This is a genomic window from Kluyvera intermedia, from assembly GCF_034424175.1.
Lineage (GTDB): Bacteria > Pseudomonadota > Gammaproteobacteria > Enterobacterales > Enterobacteriaceae > Kluyvera > Kluyvera intermedia.
Map to the genome: position 1 here is coordinate 1470313 of NZ_CP139986.1, position 22014 is coordinate 1492326.

General features: G+C 51.2%; 22 protein-coding genes and 6 tRNA genes. 12 read left to right on the plus strand and 16 right to left on the minus strand.

Translation table 11 applies throughout. From position 1 onward, the window contains the following. Positions 1–14 precede the first annotated feature (14 nt). Together pdxK and U0026_RS07090 are read left to right on the plus strand one after the other, a co-directional pair. A complete protein-coding gene (gene pdxK, locus U0026_RS07085) occupies positions 15–881 on the plus strand; it encodes a pyridoxine/pyridoxal/pyridoxamine kinase (protein ID WP_062774383.1) in 867 nt (288 codons plus the stop codon). Then, positions 878–1117, plus strand: coding sequence for a hypothetical protein (locus U0026_RS07090; RefSeq protein WP_062774382.1), 240 nt, complete (start codon positions 878–880; stop codon positions 1115–1117). Before pdxK ends, U0026_RS07090 begins: the two co-directional genes overlap by 4 nt. Positions 1118–1261: 144 nt before the next feature. Here U0026_RS07090 and crr read toward each other — a convergent pair whose 3' ends face one another. The 5 genes from crr to cysZ all read right to left on the minus strand — a co-directional run bounded on the left by crr (position 1262) and on the right by cysZ (position 6216). Continuing rightward, complete coding sequence (crr, locus tag U0026_RS07095) at positions 1262–1771, minus strand: PTS glucose transporter subunit IIA (protein WP_035896914.1); 510 nt, start codon at positions 1769–1771, stop codon at positions 1262–1264. 40 nt (positions 1772–1811) lie between these two features. Then, the gene (gene ptsI, locus U0026_RS07100; RefSeq protein ID WP_062774380.1) at positions 1812–3539 is read right to left on the minus strand and encodes a phosphoenolpyruvate-protein phosphotransferase PtsI; all 1728 of its coding nucleotides are present in this window, start codon (positions 3537–3539) and stop codon (positions 1812–1814) included. A 45-nt stretch (positions 3540–3584) separates the two neighbouring features. Beyond that, positions 3585–3842, minus strand: coding sequence for a phosphocarrier protein Hpr (gene ptsH, locus U0026_RS07105; RefSeq protein ID WP_002913505.1), 258 nt, complete (start codon positions 3840–3842; stop codon positions 3585–3587). A gap of 383 nt (positions 3843–4225) precedes the next feature. Continuing rightward, the gene (gene cysK, locus U0026_RS07110) at positions 4226–5197 is read right to left on the minus strand and encodes a cysteine synthase A (protein WP_062774379.1); all 972 of its coding nucleotides are present in this window, start codon (positions 5195–5197) and stop codon (positions 4226–4228) included. Positions 5198–5454: 257 nt separating this feature from the next. Further along, positions 5455–6216: a sulfate transporter CysZ gene (gene cysZ, locus U0026_RS07115; protein ID WP_062774377.1), complete on the minus strand. Its 762-nt coding sequence runs from the start codon at positions 6214–6216 to the stop codon at positions 5455–5457. A 230-nt stretch (positions 6217–6446) separates the two neighbouring features. On the opposite strand from cysZ, the gene zipA reads away from it, so the two are divergent. The 3 genes from zipA (at position 6447) to U0026_RS07130 (ending at position 9720) form a co-directional block, all read left to right on the plus strand. Then, the gene (gene zipA / locus U0026_RS07120; RefSeq protein ID WP_062774376.1) at positions 6447–7421 is read left to right on the plus strand and encodes a cell division protein ZipA; all 975 of its coding nucleotides are present in this window, start codon (positions 6447–6449) and stop codon (positions 7419–7421) included. 69 nt (positions 7422–7490) lie between these two features. Further along, the gene (gene ligA, locus U0026_RS07125; RefSeq protein WP_062774374.1) at positions 7491–9506 is read left to right on the plus strand and encodes an NAD-dependent DNA ligase LigA; all 2016 of its coding nucleotides are present in this window, start codon (positions 7491–7493) and stop codon (positions 9504–9506) included. 1 nt (position 9507) lies between these two features. After that, positions 9508–9720, plus strand: a complete 213-nt coding sequence (locus tag U0026_RS07130) for a DUF3820 family protein (protein WP_062774372.1) — start codon at positions 9508–9510, stop codon at positions 9718–9720. Here the strand turns inward: U0026_RS07130 and U0026_RS07135 are convergent. Next, on the minus strand, positions 9717–10712 hold the full coding sequence (locus tag U0026_RS07135) for a bile acid:sodium symporter family protein (RefSeq protein WP_062774370.1): 996 nt from the start codon (positions 10710–10712) through the stop codon (positions 9717–9719). The genes U0026_RS07130 and U0026_RS07135 overlap by 4 nt on opposite strands. Positions 10713–10801: 89 nt before the next feature. On the opposite strand from U0026_RS07135, the gene U0026_RS07140 reads away from it, so the two are divergent. Beyond that, on the plus strand, positions 10802–11728 hold the full coding sequence (locus tag U0026_RS07140; RefSeq protein ID WP_062774368.1) for a LysR family transcriptional regulator: 927 nt from the start codon (positions 10802–10804) through the stop codon (positions 11726–11728). Here the strand turns inward: U0026_RS07140 and U0026_RS07145 are convergent. The 5 genes from U0026_RS07145 to U0026_RS07165 form a co-directional block, all read right to left on the minus strand. After that, positions 11719–12060 carry a FlxA-like family protein gene (locus U0026_RS07145; protein WP_062774367.1) on the minus strand — a complete coding sequence of 114 codons (342 nt, stop codon included), beginning with the start codon at positions 12058–12060 and terminating at the stop codon, positions 11719–11721. The two genes, U0026_RS07140 and U0026_RS07145, sit on opposite strands and share 10 nt — an antisense overlap. A 167-nt stretch (positions 12061–12227) precedes the next feature. After that, positions 12228–12303: transfer RNA gene (locus U0026_RS07150), tRNA-Lys, on the minus strand. Between the two features lie 4 nt (positions 12304–12307). Further along, positions 12308–12383: transfer RNA gene (locus tag U0026_RS07155), tRNA-Val, on the minus strand. Positions 12384–12429: 46 nt separating this feature from the next. After that, a tRNA-Val gene (locus U0026_RS07160) sits at positions 12430–12505 on the minus strand. 46 nt (positions 12506–12551) lie between these two features. Next, positions 12552–12627 (minus strand) — tRNA-Val (locus U0026_RS07165). Positions 12628–12874: 247 nt separating this feature from the next. On the opposite strand from U0026_RS07165, the gene gltX reads away from it, so the two are divergent. After that, a complete protein-coding gene (gene gltX, locus U0026_RS07170) occupies positions 12875–14290 on the plus strand; it encodes a glutamate--tRNA ligase (RefSeq protein WP_062779909.1) in 1416 nt (471 codons plus the stop codon). A gap of 40 nt (positions 14291–14330) precedes the next feature. Here the strand turns inward: gltX and U0026_RS07175 are convergent, their stop codons facing one another. After that, positions 14331–14435 (minus strand): YfeC-like transcriptional regulator, encoded by a 105-nt coding sequence (locus tag U0026_RS07175; RefSeq protein ID WP_126440656.1) that lies wholly within the window; start codon positions 14433–14435, stop codon positions 14331–14333. A 70-nt stretch (positions 14436–14505) separates the two neighbouring features. On the opposite strand from U0026_RS07175, the gene U0026_RS07180 reads away from it, so the two are divergent. Then, positions 14506–15203 (plus strand): IS1-like element IS1B family transposase gene (locus tag U0026_RS07180; RefSeq protein ID WP_241973917.1). Its coding sequence is split into 2 segments (ribosomal slippage): positions 14506–14755 and positions 14755–15203, totalling 699 coding nucleotides; the frame shifts between segments, so codons are not numbered across the junction. Here the strand turns inward: U0026_RS07180 and U0026_RS07185 are convergent. Together U0026_RS07185 and U0026_RS07190 are read right to left on the minus strand one after the other, a co-directional pair. Beyond that, a complete protein-coding gene (locus U0026_RS07185; protein WP_241973962.1) occupies positions 15197–15487 on the minus strand; it encodes a YfeC-like transcriptional regulator in 291 nt (96 codons plus the stop codon). The two genes, U0026_RS07180 and U0026_RS07185, sit on opposite strands and share 7 nt — an antisense overlap. Before the next feature lie 30 nt (positions 15488–15517). Further along, positions 15518–15874, minus strand: a complete 357-nt coding sequence (locus U0026_RS07190) for a YfeC-like transcriptional regulator (protein WP_062779936.1) — start codon at positions 15872–15874, stop codon at positions 15518–15520. A gap of 216 nt (positions 15875–16090) precedes the next feature. Here U0026_RS07190 and U0026_RS07195 point away from each other — a divergent pair. The 3 genes from U0026_RS07195 (at position 16091) to U0026_RS07205 (ending at position 18659) form a co-directional block, all read left to right on the plus strand. After that, positions 16091–16166: transfer RNA gene (locus tag U0026_RS07195), tRNA-Ala, on the plus strand. Positions 16167–16205: 39 nt separating this feature from the next. After that, positions 16206–16281, plus strand: a tRNA-Ala gene (locus tag U0026_RS07200). Between the two features lie 185 nt (positions 16282–16466). After that, positions 16467–18659 (plus strand): sensor domain-containing phosphodiesterase, encoded by a 2193-nt coding sequence (locus tag U0026_RS07205; protein WP_062772792.1) that lies wholly within the window; start codon positions 16467–16469, stop codon positions 18657–18659. A gap of 49 nt (positions 18660–18708) precedes the next feature. Here U0026_RS07205 and U0026_RS07210 read toward each other — a convergent pair whose 3' ends face one another. Continuing rightward, a complete protein-coding gene (locus U0026_RS07210; protein WP_062772789.1) occupies positions 18709–19911 on the minus strand; it encodes a NupC/NupG family nucleoside CNT transporter in 1203 nt (400 codons plus the stop codon). A gap of 336 nt (positions 19912–20247) precedes the next feature. On the opposite strand from U0026_RS07210, the gene U0026_RS07215 reads away from it, so the two are divergent. Further along, positions 20248–21483: an Nramp family divalent metal transporter gene (locus U0026_RS07215; RefSeq protein ID WP_062772786.1), complete on the plus strand. Its 1236-nt coding sequence runs from the start codon at positions 20248–20250 to the stop codon at positions 21481–21483. A 187-nt stretch (positions 21484–21670) separates the two neighbouring features. Here U0026_RS07215 and U0026_RS07220 read toward each other — a convergent pair whose 3' ends face one another. Further along, entirely contained in the window at positions 21671–21994 is a 324-nt protein-coding gene (locus U0026_RS07220; protein ID WP_062772783.1) for a DUF2502 domain-containing protein, read from the minus strand. Positions 21995–22014 lie beyond the last annotated feature (20 nt).

The following is a 22014-nucleotide window of genomic DNA, read 5'->3' on the forward strand; positions in this document are numbered from 1 at the left end:
CAGAGGAGAAGGTGATGGAGCAGGAGAGTGATATACAGTCGGTGCTCTTTAATGATAAGCATCGCGCGCTGCAAACGGATATTGTCGCCGTGCAGTCGCTGGTGGTATACGGCAGCGTAGGCAATAGCATTGCTGTACCGGCCATCAAAGCACATGGGCTGCGGGTGACCGCCGTGCCAACCGTGCTATTCAGCAATACCCCGCATTACGACACGTTTTACGGTGGGGTGATCCCTGCTGAGTGGTTCGGTGGCTATTTAAAAGCTCTGAACGAACGTGATGGGTTGCGCGAGTTAAAAGCCGTGACCACCGGTTATATGGGCAGTGCAGAGCAAATTGCCCTTCTGGCCCAGTGGCTTAAGACGGTGAAGATAACGCACCCAGATATCTGCATTCTGGTTGACCCGGTGATTGGCGATGTGGACAGCGGGATTTACGTCAAGGCTGAAATTCCTGAAGCCTACCGCAAGTATCTGCTGCCGTTAGCCCAGGGATTAACGCCGAATGTCTTTGAGCTGGAGATGCTCAGCGGTAAACCTTGCCGTACGCTCAATGAAGCGATTAGCGCCGCACAGTCGCTGCTGTCTGATACGCTCAAATGGGTGGTTATTACCAGTGCGCCAGGTCAGACGGCTGACAATATTACCGTTGCCGTGGTGACGGCAGAATCGACGGCTATCATTGATCATCCTCGTCTGGAAACCGACTTAAAAGGCACCGGCGATCTCTTCTGCGCGGAGTTAATTAGCGGCATTGTTCAACGCAAGATGCTTTCTGATGCCGCGCGTGATGCTGCGGAACGAGTGCTTGAGGTGATGAGCTGGACGCAAAAGTGCGGTTGTGATGAATTGATTCTGCCACCGGCAGGGGAGGTGCGATGAAGAGTTATCGTCTGGTGGTTCGGCATAATGGTCGTCTGGTTGGCCATTTTGACACTTCCGGCCAAAATGCGCTGGAAGATGCCTGCGTTGCGCGGGCTATGTTTGGTATCACCGGTGGTTATCAGTGTGAGCTACAGGTATCCGATTACGAACGTCGAATGCTGGAAAGCGGGCCGGAAGGGATGAAAATCCTGATGAGCGAACCGTGCTTTCGCCCGGCGACAGTAGAGTTATAACCGGTCGCAAAATCGTAGGCCTGATAAGCGCTGCGCCATCAGGCAATGTGCTGCACAATTGCTGGATGGCAGCGCTTGCGCCTTATCCGGCCTACAGGCAAAAAAAATGGCGCCAATCGGCGCCATTTCTCTATGCAGCAAGAATTACTTCTTGATGCGGATAACCGGGGTCTCGCCCACAGTTACGCTACCAGAAAGCTTGGTCAGCTCTTTGATCTCGTCCATGTTGGAGATAACAACCGGAGTCAGGGTAGACTTGGCTTTCTCTTCCAGCAGGGCCAGATCGAACTCAATCACAGTGTCACCAACTTTAACGCGCTGGCCTTCTTCTGCGATACGAGTGAAACCTTCGCCTTTCAGTTCAACGGTATCGATACCGAAGTGAACGAACAGCTCGATGCCGCTATCGGATTCGATAGAGAAAGCGTGGTTGGTCTCAAAGATTTTACCGATGGTGCCGTCAACCGGTGCAACCATTTTGTTACCGGTCGGTTTGATAGCAATGCCATCACCAACGATTTTCTCAGCAAACACTACATCCGGCACGTCTTCGATGTTGACGATTTCGCCAGAGAGCGGTGCAATAATCTCAATTGTTCCTGTGTCTTTTTTGTCATCAGAAACCAGAGATTTCAGTTTATCGAACAAACCCATGATCTTCTCCTAAGCAGTAATTTGGGCCGCATCTCGTGGATTAGCAGATTGTTTTTTCTTCAATGAACTTGTTAACTAGCGCTAATAACTCGTCCGTTGTAGGTTGAGCAAGAGCTTGCTCTGCTAATACCTTCGCATCTTCGAAGTTCGTGTTACGGATAATCTTCTTAATGCGCGGGATAGAAATGGAGCTCATAGAGAATTCGTCCAGACCCATCCCCAGCAACAGAAGTGTAGCACGTTCGTCGCCTGCAAGCTCACCACACATGCCAGTCCATTTACCTTCAGCATGAGAAGCATCAATAACTTGCTTGATCAGCGTCAGGACGGATGGTGACATTGGTTGGTAAAGATGCGAGATCATATCATTACCACGGTCAACTGCCAGAGTATACTGCGTTAAATCATTGGTACCGATACTAAAGAAATCAACTTCTTTGGCTAAATGACGGGCAATCGTTGCCGCTGCTGGTGTTTCCACCATGACGCCGACTTCGATAGTTTCGTCAAACGCTTTACCTTCGTCACGCAGTTCCTGTTTGTAGATCTCAATCTCTTTTTTCAGTGCACGCACTTCTTCAACAGAGATGATCATCGGGAACATGATGCGCAATTTACCGAAAGCAGACGCACGCAGGATTGCGCGAACCTGGTCACGCAGGATCTCTTTACGATCCATTGCGATACGCACGGCACGCCAGCCCAGGAACGGGTTCTCTTCTTTCGGGAAGTTCATGTACGGCAGCTCTTTATCGCCACCGATGTCCATGGTACGGACGATGACCGCCTGAGAGCCACAAGCTTCAGCAACGGCTTTATACGCAGCAAACTGTTCTTCTTCAGTTGGCAGCGCATCGCGGTCCATAAACAGGAATTCGGTACGGTACAGGCCAACGCCTTCCGCGCCGTTACGCTCAGCACCGTCGATATCACGCACGGTACCGATGTTGGCGCAAACTTCAACCTGGTGGCCATCAAGGGTGATTGCCGGCAGATCTTTCAGTTTAGCCAGTTCAGCTTTCTCAGAAGCAACCTGCTCTTGAACAGCACGCAGTTCTTCGATTTTTTCATTCGTAGGATTGACGTAAACCAGGTTGTTTACGGCATCCAGAATCAGATAGTCGCCATTCTTCACTTGCGCGGTGACGCTACCGGTGCCCACGATCGCTGGCAGCTCAAGGGAGCGCGCCATGATAGAGGTGTGGGAGGTACGGCCACCAGCATCAGTGATAAAGCCCAGCACCTTGTTCAGGTTCAGCTGTGCAGTTTCAGACGGCGTCAGGTCAGCAGCAACCAGGATAACTTCATCCTGAATAGCGCTAAGGTCGATGATCGCCAGACCCAGGATGTTGCGCAGCAGGCGCTTACCGATATCACGCACGTCAGCCGCACGCTCTTTCAGGTATTCATCATCCAGTTCTTCCAGGGCAGTCGCCTGACCTTCGATAATTTCATGAGCAGCTGCATCAGCCGTCATGTTCTTATCTTTAATCAGGGCTATGATTTCCTGCTCCAGCTCCTCATCTTCAAGCAGCATGATGTGCCCTTCGAAGATGGCTTCTTTTTCTTCACCAAAAGTTTCGCCAGCTTTAGTTTTGATAGCTTCGAGCTGAGCTGACGCCTTAGAACGACCGCTCAGAAAACGCTCAACTTCCTGCTCAACCTTATCGGCAGAAATTTTCTTCCGGTCGATGACAATCTCATCTTCTTTCAGCAGCAATGCTTTGCCGAAAGCGATACCCGGGGATGCTAAAATGCCTGAAATCATAACCCTACCTTACTTGTGACTGATATTGAAAAAAACTCGTTGAACTTACTCGAGTTCAGCCATCAGTTTAACCAGATGTTCAACTGCTTTCTGCTCGTCTTCACCTTCTGCAGACAGGGTGACAACGGTGCCCTGGGTCAGGCCCAGAGTTTGCAGTTTGAACAGGCTTTTCGCGCTAGCGCTTTTGCCGTTGGAAGTCACAGTGATCTCGGAGGTGAAGCCTTTAGCTTCTTTAACAAACTGAGCAGCAGGGCGGGTATGCAGACCGTTCGGAGCGGTAATGGTAACTTCTTGCTGGAACATTGTATTTCCCCAACTTATAGGTTTTGTGTTGTGGAACTAAAGTCTAGCCTGGTGGCAACACTTTAGCCTGTATTACTCATCAAGCGACGTCTACTAAATCAGCACTATCGTTGGAGATGAACTCACAACGCAGACGCTTCTGGCCTTTGACGTTTCGCTTACCATTAAACATTATGCCGTGAAAGCAGGATTTGAACCAAATCATAAAATCGATTCAGCTACTGGAAAATCTGTTAAGAATAATTTCGCGGCTCAAAATAAATATGATGGTTAAATACCAGACCTACGGAGGTGAAGCAATGCCAGGAGGGGTAAAAGTTTGATGCATGCCACAAAAAAGCACCCAGAAGGGTGCTTTTTTACACGATTTTAACGTGCTGGCACTACTGTTGCAGTTCTTTCTCAGTGAAGAGATCTGCGAACAATGCGGTGCTTAAATAGCGCTCACCTGAAGAAGGTAGAATAACCACAATATTCTTATTGGTAAAGGTTTCATCTTCCTGAAGTTTGAGCGCGGCGGCAACGGCAGCACCGGAGGAAATACCGGCAAGAATGCCTTCTTCTTCCATCAGACGACGCGCCGTAGAAATGGCTTCTTCATTCGTGATGGCAACCACTTTATCAATCAGTTTCAGATCGAGGTTACCCGGAATGAAACCAGCACCGATCCCCTGGATCTTGTGCGGGCCTGGTTTGAGTTCTTCGCCTGCCAGCGCCTGAGCGATAACCGGGGAGTCGGTAGGCTCAACGGCAACCGCGATCAGATCGGTTTTGCCTTTTGTGCCTTTAATGTAGCGCGTTACACCAGTCAGCGTACCGCCGGTGCCCACGCCTGAAATGAAGACGTCAACTTGACCATCGGTATCTTCCCAGATTTCTGGGCCGGTGGTTTTTTCGTGAATTTCCGGGTTAGCCGGATTGCTGAACTGCTGCAGCAACAGGAATTTTTCTGGATTGCTGGCCACAATCTCTTCGGCTTTCTGAATCGCGCCCTTCATGCCTTTCGCGCCTTCGGTCAGTACCAGGTTCGCGCCTAGTGCTTTAAGGAGCTTGCGGCGTTCGACACTCATGGTTTCAGGCATGGTCAGGGTCAGCTTGTAACCACGCGCGGCGGCAACATAGGCCAGGGCGATACCGGTGTTTCCGCTGGTCGGTTCTACCAGCTCAATGCCAGCTTTCAGTACGCCACGTTTTTCGGCATCCCAAATCATATTGGCACCGATACGGCATTTGACGCTAAAGCTTGGGTTACGTGATTCAACCTTCGCCAGGATGCGCCCGTTACCGATGCGGTTCAGTCGTACCAGCGGTGTATGACCGATAGTCAGGGAGTTATCTTCAAAAATCTTACTCATGGCCTGTCCTTAACTGTATGAAATTTGGGGTACTGGACCAGCATACCTGCTTAAAGATTCTGCGGAAGTAAGGATTTCGCATATCTATATACTGAAGGGAAATAATGGCAAGCCGGATGGAATAAGGCAGGGTATAAGAGGAACGGTAGGCCGGATAAGGCGTTTACACCGCCATCCGGCAATTTGTGTGGGCTCTGCAGGATGGCGCTGTGCTTATCCGACCTACAACATCAGTAAAGCATTACGCGAGAGTGAGCTTATTTCCACATCGCATGTTTATCGCGATAACAATCAACCCACATTGCCGTCGCGCCGCAGATGGCAACCGGAATAATGACCAGATTGAGCACCGGAATAAGCGTAAACAGGCTCACCAGTGAGCCAAACTGCATATTGGTGACCTTACGAGTTCTCAACGCTTCACGCATGGTTTTGAACGGTACCTTGTGGTTATCAAACGGATAGTCACAGTATTGAATTGCCAGCATCCAGGCGCTGAATAAGAACCACAGCACCGGCGCTACCGTTTGACCGATTCCCGGAATAAAGTACAGCAACAGCAGGACGATGGCCCGCGGCAGGTACCAGGCGAGCTTTTGCCATTCGCGCTTCATGATACGCGGCAGGTCTTTCATAATGCCCAGAACACCGGTATCCGGCGGCGTGGCGCCAGTTAAACGCGCTTCAAGCTGTTCGGCCAGCAGGCCGTTGAACGGAGCGGCAATCCAGTTGGCTATGGTAGAAAAGAAATAGCCAAAGACGAGTAAAATCGACAGAACAATAACCGGCCATAGCAGATAGCTCAGCCACTGTAGCCAATCGGGAATGCGGCTCATTAAAGAGGGGATCCAACTCCCCAACTTGCTGAACAGCCACCAGAAAGCGCCACCCATCAGGACGATATTGACTAACAAAGGTAAAATGACGAAACGCCGGATGCCCGGCAAGCCGATCAATTTCCAGCCCTGAGAGAAGTAGTAAACGCCGCTACGCGCGGAAGGGGTGGACGATGAAACCATGGTCAGGTAATGCTCCTTTGTCTGACTACATTGAAAAGACGACTCTATATTATCGGGTTGTTGGACAATGACCAGTTAAGAAATGTTCGAAAAAACAGCAAAAAACACGATTTAGTCCATCTTTATGCGGTGAAAGCCGTAAGTGCACTTGCACTTGACGTGATGGGCAAATACTCTTAGTGAGTAAATGTTTGCCGTGGTGGCAAGGTGTTAGAACAACAGAGAATATAATGATGCAGGATTTGCGTCTGATATTAATCATTGTTGGCGCGATCGCCATACTCGCTTTACTGGTTCATGGTTTCTGGACGAGCCGTAAAGAACGTTCATCGATGTTCCGCGATCGTCCAATGAAGCGTATGAAGTCTCGTGAAGCCGATGATGTGTCGGAAGATGACTTTGATGACAATGTTGAAGGCGTGGGTGAAGTTCGTGTCCACAAGGTCAATCACGCCCCTGGGGTTACTGGGGAGCATGAAGCCCCTCGTCAGTCGCCTCAACACCAGTACCAGCCGCCTTACGAGCGTCAGGCGCAAGCGCCCGTGCGTCCGCAAGAGCCGGTACAGCAGCCGCCTATGCAACAGCCGCATCAGCCTGTGCAGCCCGCTCAGGCGCCACAGCCTGTGCGTCAGCCTGAACCGCAACCTGTGGCACCACAGCCCGCAGCGCCACAGCCAGTTCAACCCGTTGAAGCACCGGTTGTTACGCCTGAACCTGTGCATCAACCACAGTCTGAGCCCGTCGCGCCGCCAGCTGCAGAGCCTGCACCGGTGGTGAAGGAGCGCAAAGAGACGGTTATCGTGATGAACGTTTCTGCACACCAGGGGTCGTTCATCAACGGCGAAGTGCTGCTCAACAGTATTCAACAGGCCGGTTTCAAATTTGGCGACATGAATATTTTCCATCGCCATCTTAGCCCGGACGGTAGTGGCCCTGCGCTGTTTAGCCTTGCCAACATGCTGAAACCGGGAACCTTTGATCCGGACAACATGAGCGAGATGCAAACGCCGGGCGTCACGATGTTTATGCAGGTTCCCGCTTATGGTGATGAACTGCAAAACTTCAAACTGATGCTCCAGTCAGCTCAGTACATCGCTGATGAAGTCGGCGGTGTGGTGCTTGACGATCAGCGCCGCATGATGACTCCGCAAAAAATGCGTGAGTATCAGGATCGCATCCGCGAAGTGATAGACGCCAACGCCTGATAGGTTTGCGCCTTTCCAATCCTTCCTGAACCCCCGCCTGTCGGGGGTTTTTTATATTGATGGTGTGATATGCAACCAATAGAACAACAACTGACTGAACTGCGAACGACGCTTCGCCATCATGAATACCTTTATCACGTTTTAGATACACCGGAACTGCCGGATGCGGAATACGACCGTCTGATGCGCGAACTGCGTGAGCTCGAAGCGCAGCATCCTGAACTTATTACTTCGGATTCTCCCACTCAGCGCGTCGGCGCGCAGCCGCTGGGCGCATTTAGTCAGATTCGCCATGAAGTCCCTATGTTGTCGCTGGATAACGTGTTTGATGAAGAAAGTTTTCTGGCCTTCAACAAACGCGTGCAGGACCGCCTGAAGAGCGCGGACAAACTGACCTGGTGCTGTGAGTTGAAACTTGATGGCCTGGCCGTCAGTATCCTGTATGAAAACGGTGTGCTGGTGAGTGCGGCAACGCGCGGTGACGGAACCACCGGTGAAGATATCACCTCCAACGTGCGCACTATCCGTGCCATCCCGTTGAAATTGCGCGGCGAAAATATTCCGGCACGCCTGGAAGTGCGTGGCGAAGTCTTTATGCCGCAGGCTGGCTTTGAAAAAATCAATGACGAAGCGCGCCGCACTGGCAACAAAGTTTTTGCTAACCCGCGTAATGCGGCGGCCGGTTCGTTACGCCAGCTTGACCCGCGTATTACCGCGAAGCGACCGCTTACTTTCTTCTGTTACGGCGTGGGCGTGCTGGAGGGTGGTGAGCTGCCGGATACCCATTTGGGGCGTCTGCTGCAATTCAAAGAGTGGGGCCTGCCGGTCAGCGATCGCGTGAAGCTATGCGATTCACCGGAGGAAGTACTCGCTTACTACCATAAGGTTGAGGAAGACCGCCCGACGTTAGGCTTTGATATTGATGGTGTGGTCATCAAGGTGAACTCGCTGGCATTACAAGAACAGCTTGGCTTTGTGGCTCGTGCGCCTCGCTGGGCGGTGGCATTTAAATTCCCCGCGCAAGAACAGATGACGTTTGTCCGTGACGTTGAGTTCCAGGTCGGGCGTACTGGAGCGATCACACCGGTCGCGCGTCTTGAGCCGGTTCAGGTGGCAGGCGTGCTGGTGAGTAACGCCACACTGCACAATGCTGATGAGATTGAACGTCTGGGGCTGCGAATTGGCGACAAAGTGGTTATCCGCCGTGCTGGTGACGTTATCCCGCAGGTGGTCAACGTGGTGCTTTCTGAGCGCCCGGACGAAACGCAGGAGATAGTCTTCCCGACCCATTGCCCGGTGTGTAACTCTGATGTTGAACGTGTTGAAGGCGAAGCCGTGGCTCGCTGTACCGGGGGGTTAATCTGCGGTGCGCAGCGTAAAGAAGCGCTAAAGCATTTCGTCTCCCGTCGTGCACTTGATGTCGACGGCATGGGCGATAAAATTATCGACCAGTTGGTGGAGAAAGAATACGTTCACACCCCGGCCGATCTCTTTACCCTGACGGCGGGAAAACTGACCGGGCTTGACCGTATGGGGCCGAAATCGGCACTGAATGTGGTCAGCGCGTTGGAGAAAGCCAAACAGACAACATTTGCCCGCTTCCTGTATGCGTTGGGCATCCGCGAAGTTGGGGAAGCGACCGCGGCAGGGTTGGCCGCCTTCTTTGGCACGCTGAAAACCCTGGAAGCTGCATCGATTGAAGACCTACAGAAAGTGCCGGACGTCGGCGTCGTGGTGGCTAATCACGTATTTAATTTCTTCGCTGAGGAGAGTAACCGTGAGGTTATCCAGCAGTTGCTCAAAGAAGGCGTAAACTGGCCGGCACCGGTAGTCATTAATGCCGAAGAGATCGACAGTCCGTTTGCTGGAAAAACCGTGGTGCTGACCGGCAGTCTGAGTCAGATGTCTCGTGATGACGCCAAAGCGCGCCTGGTCGAGCTGGGCGCAAAAGTGGCGGGTAGTGTGTCGAAGAAAACGGATCTGGTCATTGCCGGTGAAGCCGCTGGCTCAAAGCTTGTAAAAGCGCAGGAGCTGGGCATTGAGGTGATTGATGAAGCTGAAATGCTGCGCCTGTTAGGAGTCTGAAGTGGATAAAGATCAGCTTATTGAGATAGCTAACACTGAAATGCCGTTCGGCAAGTACAAGGGGCGCAGGCTGATTGATGTGCCTGAAGAGTACCTGTTGTGGTTTGCCCGTAAGGATCAATTCCCTGCCGGGCATCTTGGCGAGCTGATGCAATTGACGTTGCTGATTAAAACTGAAGGGCTGACCCAACTGGTGCAGCCCCTGAAACGCTAGTTACCGACGCGGGCCTGCTCTTTGGCCTGCAATTTCTCCGCCTGCGCTTTATAGCGGCGCGCCAGCACCGCGCAGGTCATCAACTGAATCTGGTGGAAGATCATCAGCGGCAGCACCATCATTCCCAGCACGGATGTCGGGAAAAGAATATTGGCCATCGGAATACCGTTGGCCAGACTCTTTTTCGACCCGCAGAACACAATAGTAATCTCATCCGCTTTATTAAAGCCCAGTCGACGTGCGACGACGGTATTAATCAGGATTATCAGCGCCAGTAGCACTATGCTGACGATCACGATAAACAGCAGTGAACCGACGCCAACCTTGTGCCAAATTCCGTTGACCACCGCCTCGCTAAAGGCGGAATAGACGACCAGCAGAATCGATGTCTGGTCAGTTTTGGCAATCCATTTCTTATGTTTGGTGACAAACGCTGCCGTCCATGGGCGAGAAAGGTGACCCAGCACAAAGGGGAGCAGCAGTTGCAGCATGATTTTACCCACCTGTTCAAGGCTACCGCCTGCGCCATGCACATTCATCACCAGGCCCACCAACAACGGCGAGAGGAAAATCCCCAGCAGACTGGAGGCGGAAGCGGAACACACGGCTGCTGCAACGTTACCGCCAGCAAGGGAGGTAAAGGCAATCGCCGACTGCACGGTAGCAGGCAGGATACACAGATACAGGAAACCGGAGTAGAGCAGCGGGTCAACGTTAATCGGAGCCCACCAGGCAAACAATACGCCCAGCACCGGGAAAACCACGAAGGTGCTGCACATGACCCACAGATGCAGCCGCCAGTGGCTTCCGCCAGCGATAATCGACTCGCGTGACAGCTTGGCACCGTGCATAAAAAACAGCAACGCAATGGCGGCAGTAGTCAGGTTTTCGAAAAAGGGCACGAACTCGCCGCGCGCCGGGAAGAAGGTGGCAAGCAGGACGACAGCGATAAGCGTTAATGTGAATGGATCCAGAATACGGAAAAGTTTCATAAAAACTCCTGAAGATCGATGCAGACATTTTGCTTTTTTATTTTTGAGAAATAAAATTGATTTATTGCATCCATTCATGAATAAAACAGATGAATTATTCGTTACGGCAGTTAAAGGTCTTTGTCACGGTGGCTCAGGCGAAAAGTTTTAGTCGGGCAGGGGAGATTATTGGTCTTAGCCAGTCGGCTGTCAGCCATAGTGTGAAGGAACTGGAAAACCAAACCGGGGTTCGGCTGTTGGATCGCACGACCCGTGAAGTGGTGCTGACAGAGGCCGGGAAGCAGCTGGCGTTAAGGCTGGAGCGACAGCTTGATGAGCTACATGCTACGTTGCGTGAAGCTGGGCGAATTGGCCAGCAGCTTAGCGGTACGGTGCGGGTCGCAGCAAGCCAGACCATTTCGGCACACCTGATTCCCCAATGTATCGCGCAGAGCAACCGGCGTTACCCCGATATTCGCTTTGTGCTTCACGACCGCCCGCAGCAGTGGGTGCTGGAAAGTATTCGGCAAGGGGATGTGGATTTTGGCATTGTGATTGATCCCGGCGTGGTGGGGGATTTGCAGTGTGAGACGGTATTGTCGGAACCCTTTTTTTTACTTTGCCGGAATGACCACCCTTTTGCAGCATTACCGAGCGTGAACTGGCAGGCGCTACAAGGCTCGAAGCTGGTGCTACAGGATTATGCATCCGGCAGTCGTATGTTGATTGATGCCGCGCTGCGTCTGCATGATATCGACGCCAATATCGTGCAGGAAATTGGTCACCCGGCGACGCTCTTTCCGATGGTGACGGCTGGTATCGGTATCAGCATTATTCCGGCATTGGCGCTGCCGCTGCCGGAGGGCAGTCCGTTGGTGGTGAAACGCCTATCACCGGGTGTTGAACGCCAGTTGATGCTGGCACGACGTAAAAAGCGTTCGCTCTCAACGGCGGCACAGGCGCTGTGGGACGTCGTTGGCGAACAGGGCCAGTGCTTGATGGACGAACGCTTACAGGATCCGTTGTATCAGATATAAACATCGATCTGATGGTCGTCGCTGGGGTTGTTGACCCCGGTGACGGCAGCAGAAGAGGCTTCCTGTTTTTCTTGCGCTTTCTCTGCCTGTTGGTTTTGTAGCTGCGCCAATTGAGCCTCCAGCATGGCAATTTGTTCCTGAATCATTTCTGCCTGCTTCTGTTTTTCTTCCGCACTTCCGCTGCCATCGGCAATTTCTTTAAGCTGCTGGGTGAGTTTGACAATTTGCTGGGTGATTCGCGCCATTTGGGATGCTGTATCGTTACCGCTGGGTGCGGCGGTACTGGTGGTGGTTTTTAGCGAAGCGATAGAAGGAGCGCTGATGGTGGTCATGGTGAACGCCTTATATAAGGGAAATATAAGGAGTATCGGCAAAAAGGGGGGAGACTTGAGTTTTTCCCGGCGGCGCTGCGCTTGGCCGGGCTACCCGGTATTGCGGCAGGTTCGAATCTTACAAATCGCAGATAGCAAAAAAGCGCCTTTAGGGCGCTTTTTTACATTGGTGGGGCGTGCAGGATTCGAACCTGCGACCAATTGATTAAAAGTCAACTGCTCTACCAACTGAGCTAACGCCCCGAAGTGGTGGGTGATGACGGGATCGAACCGCCGACCCCCTCCTTGTAAGGGAGGTGCTCTCCCAGCTGAGCTAATCACCCACTTCGGTACTTCACATTTTGACAGAAAATCCAGCTGGCGAGAAATTGGTGGGTGATGACGGGATCGAACCGCCGACCCCCTCCTTGTAAGGGAGGTGCTCTCCCAGCTGAGCTAATCACCCACTTCTCAATTTTCTGTTCTACACGGCGGAGACTACTAAAAGTAGTTGGTGGGTGATGACGGGATCGAACCGCCGACCCCCTCCTTGTAAGGGAGGTGCTCTCCCAGCTGAGCTAATCACCCCCGCTGTGTGGAGTCGCATTATAGGGAGAGTTGAAAATGAGTCAACGCATTTTCTAAAGAAATTGTTCGTTCGTCGTAAAAATAATCAATGCGCACGTTAAACGCTCTATTATGTATGAATTATAAGCAAAATCAGCAAACCATGCGCTGGCGGTGGGAACAACTGAATGGGAGTGATAGAATATTGCCCACTATTATTACTCGTGTTTGCCGGCTGTCGGCATCTTTATAAACGTAAGGCCATTTCATGAAAATCAAAACTCGCTTCGCGCCTAGCCCAACCGGCTATCTGCACGTCGGCGGTGCTCGTACTGCTCTTTACTCCTGGCTTTTTGCACGTCACAACGACGGTGAGTTCGTGCTGCGTATTGAAGACACCGATCTCGAGCGCTCAACCCCAGAAGCCATTGAAGCCATTATGGATGGGATGAATTGGCTAAACCTGGAGTGGGATGAAGGCCCGTACTATCAGACCAAACGTTTTGATCGCTACAATGCGGTCATTGATGAGATGCTGGTCGCAGGCACGGCTTATAAATGCTACTGCTCTAAAGAGCGTCTGGATGCTCTGCGTGAAGAGCAGATGGCAAAAGGTGACAAACCTCGCTACGACGGACGTTGCCGCCATGGTCACGAACATCATGCCGACGACGAGCCTTGCGTGGTACGTTTTGCCAACCCGGAAGATGGCTCTGTTATTTTTGACGACCAGATCCGTGGTCCAATTGAATTCAGTAACCACGAGCTGGACGATCTGATCATCCGTCGTACCGATGGTTCTCCAACCTACAACTTCTGTGTGGTTGTGGACGACTGGGATATGGAAATCACCCACGTCATCCGTGGCGAAGACCATATCAACAACACCCCGCGTCAGATCAACATTCTGAAAGCATTGAATGCACCGGTGCCGGTTTATGCGCACGTGTCGATGATCAACGGCGATGACGGTAAAAAATTATCCAAACGTCATGGCGCGGTCAGCGTTATGCAGTATCGCGATGACGGTTATCTGCCGGAAGCGCTGCTGAACTATCTGGTGCGCCTGGGCTGGTCCAGCGGCGATCAGGAAATCTTCACCCGTGAAGAGATGATCAAGTTGTTCTCTCTTGGCGCGGTAAGCAAATCTGCCAGCGCGTTCAACACTGAAAAACTGCAGTGGCTGAACCATCACTACATCAACACTCTGGCACCTGAGTACGTGGCAACGCATCTGCAATGGCACATTGAGCAGGAAAATATCGATACCCGTATGGGTCCACAGCTCTGTGAGCTGGTCACCCTGCTGGGCGAGCGCTGCAAAACGCTTAAAGAGATGGCGCAGAGCTGCCGTTACTTCTACGAAGATTTTGCAGAATTCGATGCGGATGCGGCGAAGAAACACCTGCGTCCAGTTGCCCGCCAGCCGCTGGAAGTCGTACGCGACAAAATCGCTGCAATTACCGAATGGACTGCGGAAAACGTGCACCACGCTATTCAGTCTACCGCTGATGAGTTGGAAGTTGGCATGGGTAAAGTGGGAATGCCGCTGCGTGTTGCGGTAACTGGGGCAGGGCAGTCACCTGCGCTGGACGTTACCGTGCATGCTATCGGTAAATCTCGCAGCGTTGAACGTATCAATAAAGCATTAGGCTTTATTGCTGAGCGTGAAAGTCAGCAGTAATTTTCTTTATATGTATAAAAAGCGGGGAAACCCGCTTTTTTTATGCCTCATTTTTGTCTTCATTTATCCCGAGCCGCGTCAAAAATCCGCTGAGTCCTATCCGTAACAGCAATTGGTTTAACCTCAACTGTTCCACTGGCGTCATATTGCGCAAAATATCGGTGATGCTGCCAACTTACTGATTTAGTGTATGATGGTGTTTTTGAGGTGCTCCAGTGGCTTCTGTTTCTATCAGCTGTCCCTCCTGTTCAGCTACTGACGGGGTGGTGCGTAACGGCAAAAGCACCGCCGGACATCAGCGCTATCTCTGCTCTCACTGCCGTAAAACATGGCAACTGCAGTTCACTTACACCGCTTCTCAACCCGGTACGCACCAGAAAATCATTGATATGGCCATGAATGGCGTTGGATGCCGGGCAACTGCCCGCATTATGGGCGTTGGCCTCAACACGATTTTCCGCCATTTAAAAAACTCAGGCCGCAGTCGGTAACCTCGCGCATACAGCCGGGCAGTGACGTCATCGTCTGCGCGGAAATGGACGAACAGTGGGGATACGTCGGGGCTAAATCGCGCCAGCGCTGGCTGTTTTACGCGTATGACAGGCTCCGGAAGACGGTTGTTGCGCACGTATTCGGTGAACGCACTATGGCGACGCTGGGGCGTCTTATGAGCCTGCTGTCACCCTTTGACGTGGTGATATGGATGACGGATGGCTGGCCGCTGTATGAATCCCGCCTGAAGGGAAAGCTGCACATAATCAGCAAGCGATATACGCAGCGAATTGAGCGGCATAACCTGAATCTGAGGCAGCACCTGGCACGGCTGGGACGGAAGTCGCTGTCGTTCTCAAAATCGGTGGAGCTGCATGACAAAGTCATCGGGCATTATCTGAACATAAAACACTATCAATAAGTTGGAGTCATTACCAAAATATCGATATTTTGATGCCAGACCACATCATTCTCATTAGCGCTGTAGCTGCGCATTGGCTCTTCCATTCGAGGATATCGATGTTCATCGCGTAACGCCGGCGTGTTAGCGAGATAGTCCAGTACATCCTGCGTCATAAAGATCAGTCGTGCTCGCCCACCTTTGATACCAGCCATGGGTTCTGTGTGCCATTTTTGCTCGCGGATCCAACGATTAATCGTTTGTCGGGTCATACCCAGACGCTCGGCCAGTTCTTCAGTAGACATCTTAGCGGGAAATTTTTTCATAACGAATGCTTAACCACGTATTCCTAATCGTTGTAAGACGCCACTGATTCCTTCCCGCAACAGCATTGAGGTGAGTTGTTTCTGCTCGCCTTCGGTCATTTCTTCACCCATCGTAAGCATCAGCGTCTGGAAGGTACTGTCATTAACGCGCGCTACGTAAGGCGCGGCGGTTTCGCATACTCGCTGGGCACTATGAATAAACGCTATAACCTGCTCATTAATGTGGACCACGCGAGCCTTTCCGCCCTGAACACCGGGACGTGGCGATGTCGTCCAGCCCTCTTTACGCACCCACTTATTGATAGTCTGGCGGCTATACCCCGTGAGATGGGCAATCTCCTCCGGCGTCATTCGTTCCTTGAGCATACAATTTCCTGAGTCGCTGTGTGGGAATTACAGGTGCATGTTATAGCATCGTTTTACACGAAAACGTGACATGGATAACTCCTGTTTGCGAGCAGGCACGTAATGTTGCGTGTTTGCCTGATTTTTCAGCGATTAGTTTCCTTTAACGTATTTTGCCGTTGACACTGTGCGAGGGAATTCATATTATGCCGCCCGTCAACACGACAGCTTTACGTTGGGGCTATAGCTCAGCTGGGAGAGCGCCTGCATGGCATGCAGGAGGTCAGCGGTTCGATCCCGCTTAGCTCCACCAAATCCTGTTCCCATCAGGTTTTGGAACGTAAAAGACTGTGGGGCTATAGCTCAGCTGGGAGAGCGCCTGCATGGCATGCAGGAGGTCAGCGGTTCGATCCCGCTTAGCTCCACCAAAATTCGAAACCCTCGCCTATGGCGGGGGTTTTTTGCATTTGAAATACGCACAAAAAATCAGCGGTTATATTATGAAAGGTGGGTAAAGATCAGGATTTAGTCGACTCTGCTTGCTTCATAAAATGAGTGGCAATAATATTTGAACAGTCAATCTACGTACGATAAAGGATATCGGCAGATACGCATGACTGTGAAACGGAGTACCCCAGTAAGGAAATTCCTACTCGTGCTGATAATGAGCCTGGTGGTTATTCCTTTTTCTCGATATCTTTCTCCGACCACTTTTTATGATGGTCATTCGGTATATTTGGCTTGGTTGCCATTGGGGGTAATGATTGCCCTGGTGATGCTGTTTGGGCGCCATGCCGTAGTGCCTCTGATTGTCGGCTTTACCATTACAAACTACTGGCAGCTGCACCTCTCACCCATTAATTCATTACTGTTGCTGTTCTGTCAGTTATCGGCGGTGTGCATCTCAAGCCTTGTTTTACGCTCTATTCTTGGGCGGCGATGGCGGCATGGATTAGCTATACATCATCTTGGTTTGCGTATTTTTTGGTTGGGTTTTGCCACTCCAGTATTGGCAAAAGTTATGATGTATTTGACCGGGGAATTAACATCTATCCCATCATCAATGTTTAGTTATTTTAATATAACATCGCTTATTTATACTATTGTTAATATCCAGGGCCTGGTCTGCTCATCTCTCATTTTTACGCTACTGTTTTATTATCCGTTACGAATGTGCCTGAATGCGCAATATGCCCGGGCATTCTGGCGAAAAAATATCGCAGGCTATGTGGGTTTGCGGAGCCGAGTTTTTATCATCTGCTGGTTTGCGGGGTTGTCCGGATTACTGTTTTTCCTCTGTGCTCCCTTCGGTGAGGGGTACTTTACGGGGTATCTGGTTTCCGTGGTATTTATCATTTTCTCGTTTGGTATCAGCCAATTAACTTACCCTATAGTCATCCTCTCCTGGACGCTAACCTCCTTTGTGCTGGTGATGTATAACAAAAACTTCCTGCATGGTGTCCAGACGCAATACTCGCTCTCTTTTATCCTATCGGTACTGATTTCTTTCACCGTATGCCTATTTTATATGCTGCAAATTTATCACCGTAGCCGACGTCTGAAACAGAAGTGGCAGGAGCAGGCGATGCAGGACCCGTTGACTGGGTTGCCCAATCTGCGGGCGCTAGAGGCGTACCTGCTGAATCTGCGTTCTGCCAGCGTGTGTTGTCTGCATATTGAAAATCTGGACTTCCTCAGCCGCCATTACGGCATGATGATGCGGATTCAGTGTAAGCGCAGCATCACTTTGGTTCTGCAGCCTGAGCTTGGTAAGGATGAAAAACTATTCCAGTTGCCGGGCAATGAATTGCTGCTGGTGCTTAAGGGGCCAGATACCGAAGCGCGGTTGACGCACCTGATCGCCTTCCTGCGTCTGCAGGGGATTCGCTGGAACAACACGCTTTTGAATCTGGAATACGGCATCTCCTGGGGGCAGATATGTGCTCAGGACGACAATTTGTACCACACGCTGGGCCAGTTGAGCTGGTTGGCGGAGCAAGCTGGAGAAGGGGGGCAAATCCTCAAGCTGGACAATGGTCAGGTTGAAGCGTTTGATCAGACCAGTGAACGGGTTTTATTGTTGAACCGTATTAAAAAGGCGCTGGATCAGGGCGGCTTTGTCCTCTATGCCCAGCCCATCAGAAAACCGACTGGGGAGGGATATTACGAAATCCTGAGTCGGCTGGTTGATGCAAATGGCATGGTAATGCCGGATAAATTTATCCCCATATTGACTCAGTTTAACCTCTCTAAACGCTTTGATATGCAGGTGCTCAAGTGCTTATTTCGTTCTCTTGAGGCCTTCCCAGGCCAGCGTTTTTCAGTCAATTTAATGCCGTATACTCTGATGCAAACCGAAAGCGCTAAAGAGATTATTGCGCTATTCCGTCAATATCAGGTCAATGTTAAACGCATTATTTTTGAGATAACAGAGGAGCAAGCGTTTTCTAACTCGGACGTCAGTATCAATAATCTTCATCAATTGCGCAATTTTGGCTGTCAGATTGCGATTGATGACTTCGGCACCGGTTATGCCAACTATGAACGGCTAAAACGCCTTGAAGCCGACATTATCAAGATTGATGGTAGCTTTGTTCGTGATGTGCTGACCGATCCGATGGATGCGATGATTATCCGTTCGATATGTGAACTGGCGAAAGTTCAGAACCTGGAAGTTGTTGCGGAGTATGTGGAAACCCTCGAGCAACAAACGCTCCTCTCACAGTTAGGCGTGCACTATATGCAGGGTTATCTGATTGATAAACCACGACCGCTTTGTGAGATAGCTAACCGGATTGAAGACTAAAGAAAAGGGCCCGTAACCGAAGTTACGGGCCCTTTTTAACGCGGGGGAATTACAGAACCAGCGCGGCGATAGATGCGGACAGTACGCTGACCAGCGTTGAACCGTAAACCAGTTTCAGGCCGAAGCGAGAAACCACGTTACCTTGCACTTCATTCAGGCCTTTAATCGCACCAGCGATAATACCGATTGAAGAGAAGTTTGCGAAGGAGACCAGGAATACGGAAATGATGCCGACTGCGCGAGGAGAAAGATCGGCGGCAACTTTCTGCAGATCCATCATCGCAACGAATTCGTTGGATACCAGCTTAGTTGCCATAATGCTACCAACCTGCAACGCTTCGCCAGAAGGTACACCCATAATCCATGCGACAGGATAGAAGATGTAGCCCAGAATCCCCTGGAAGGAGATGCTGTAACCAAACCAACCGGTTACGGTAGCAAACAGGGCGTTCAGTGCGGCGATCAGGGCGATGAAGCCGATCAGCATCGCAGCAACGATAATCGCGACTTTGAAACCTGCCAGAATGTACTCGCCCAGCATTTCAAAGAAGCTCTGGCCTTCGTGCAGGTTAGACATCTGGATGTTCTCTTCGCTGGCATCAACGCGGTACGGGTTGATGAGCGACAGAACGATAAAGGTGCTGAACATGTTCAGAACCAGCGCCGCAACAACATATTTCGGCTCCAGCATGGTCATGTACGCGCCAACAATCGACATCGAAACGGTAGACATCGCCGTGGCCGCCATGGTGTACATGCGGTTACGGGACATTTTGCCGAGGATATCTTTGTAGGCGATGAAGTTTTCAGACTGACCCAGAATCAGGGAGCTGACGGCGTTGAAAGATTCCAGTTTACCCATGCCGTTGATTTTTGACAGCACGGTACCAATCGCACGGATGATGATTGGTAGGATACGGATGTGCTGAAGAATACCGATCAAGGCGGAGATGAAGACGATAGGGCACAGGACTTTCAGGAAGAAGAATGCCAGGCCTTTATCGTTCATGCTGCCAAAGACGAAGTTGGTCCCTTCATTAGCAAAGCCGAGAAGTTTTTCGAACATCTCGGAAAAGCCTCTTACGAAACCCAGACCAACATCGGAGTTCAGGAAGAACCATGCCAGCAGTACTTCAATGACAAGCAATTGAACAACATAACGAATGCGAATCTCTTTACGGTTGGTACTGACCAGCAGAGCCAGAATACCAACCACTACGAGCGCGAGAATAAAATGGAATACGCGATCCATATTTGCTCCAAACATGAGGCGGGTTAAGTTTTCGTGCACATTCTATGTAACATGGTTAAATAAAACGAGATCTGTCTCTCACTATATTCAGAACCTGTGAGCAAACTCTAAATTAGTGATCAAAGATACATTTTTGTGATGTTAAGTAAATGTATGAAAAGTTTCTAACTTGTACTACTCTCTCCTTAAGCGTATACCAAACCTCCCCAACCTCCAGTCTGGCTATCGGTTCCGGCTATCAGAGTAATCATTATCATCTCTCACAAATGAACTTGATAATCATTCTCATTTTGTTAGCATGAAACATAGCAAAGGCTATGTTTTTTGAGGCAGAGAATGACCAACAGTCGCGTTGAAAATAGTACTAATCGGGCAGCGCGCCGTATGCGGTTGGCGCTGATGGGGCCGGCATTTATTGCCGCAATCGGCTATATCGACCCGGGTAACTTTGCCACCAATATTCAGGCGGGTGCGAGTTTCGGTTACCAGCTCTTATGGGTGGTCGTCTGGGCTAACCTGATGGCGATGCTGATTCAGGTGCTGTCAGCCAAGCTGGGGATTGCGACGGGGAAAAACCTCGCCGAGCAAATCCGCGACCACTATCCACGCCCGCTGGTCTGGTTCTACTGGGTACAGGCTGAAATCATCGCCATGGCGACGGATCTTGCTGAGTTTATTGGGGCGGCGATCGGCTTTAAGCTCATCTTTGGTATCTCGCTGCTGCAAGGGGCGGTGCTGACGGGGATTGCAACCTTCTTGATCCTGATGCTGCAACGCCGTGGGCAAAAACCTTTAGAGAAAGTGATTGGCGGTTTGCTGCTATTTGTTGCGGCGGCTTATATTGTCGAACTGATTTTCTCGCAGCCCGCGTTGGCCCCCCTGGCGAAAGGGATGATTTTACCGTCATTGCCGAATTCTGAAGCCGTTTTCCTGGCGGCTGGCGTGTTGGGGGCAACCATCATGCCGCATGTTATCTATTTACACTCTTCGTTGACCCAGAATCTGCACGGCGGTAGCGCTAAAGAGCGCTATAACGCGACACGCTGGGATGTGGCAATCGCCATGACCATTGCGGGTTTTGTGAATCTGGCGATGATGGCCACCGCTGCGGCGGCGTTCCACGCCCACGGACACACCGGGATTGCTGATTTGGATCAGGCATATCTGACGCTGGAACCCCTGCTGAGTCATGCTGCGGCGACGATCTTCGGTCTTAGCCTGATTGCCGCTGGGCTCTCTTCCACGGTCGTCGGTACGCTGGCGGGGCAGGTGGTGATGCAGGGCTTTATTCGCTTCCATATCCCATTATGGTTCCGCCGTGCCATTACGATGTTACCGTCATTTGTGGTGATTTTGATGGGTTTAGATCCGACGCGTATTCTGGTGATGAGCCAGGTGCTGTTGAGCTTTGGTATTGCTCTGGCGCTGGTACCGCTGCTGATTTTCACAAGCGATAGCAAGCTGATGGGGGAATTGGTGAATAAGCGCTGGGTCAAATACATCGGTTGGGCGATTGTGGCAATAGTCGTAACGCTGAATGGATGGCTGCTGGTGGGGACGCTGTTTGGATAGTCGGCACCTGGAAGGTCATATGCTAAACCCAGCGGCACTGCGTTCGTGTGGGTGTAGGCCTGATGGCGGCTTTGCCTCATCAGGCCTACATGTTGTCAATGCCCACAGTATCTACGATTGTGCACGTATGTAGCCCGGACGAGGCGTTCACGCCGACTCCGGGAGGGCTCGGCACCCAGATAAGGGATTAATGGCGGTGCCCATGACCATGACCGCGTCCGTGGTCGCGTCCACGACCGCGATGATCATCACGGTCACCCCAGCCATCACGGTAGCCACGTTCATAAGCATTATGCTTATTCCAGCCGCGATGCCAGCCGTTGTCGTGACGTTTCCGGTGTTTGTGCCAGTAGTCCCGATCGCGCCAGCGACCACCGTCCCAGTAGTTGCCGTAATTATCGCGATCGCCAATTTGTAATTTTATGGATGGCAGCAGGGTGATTTCGCCAGCATTGGCGAACATCGGGGCTGATGCCATCAATACTGCTGCCAGAATCAGTGACCTGAACATACTTCTCTCCTATACGATCG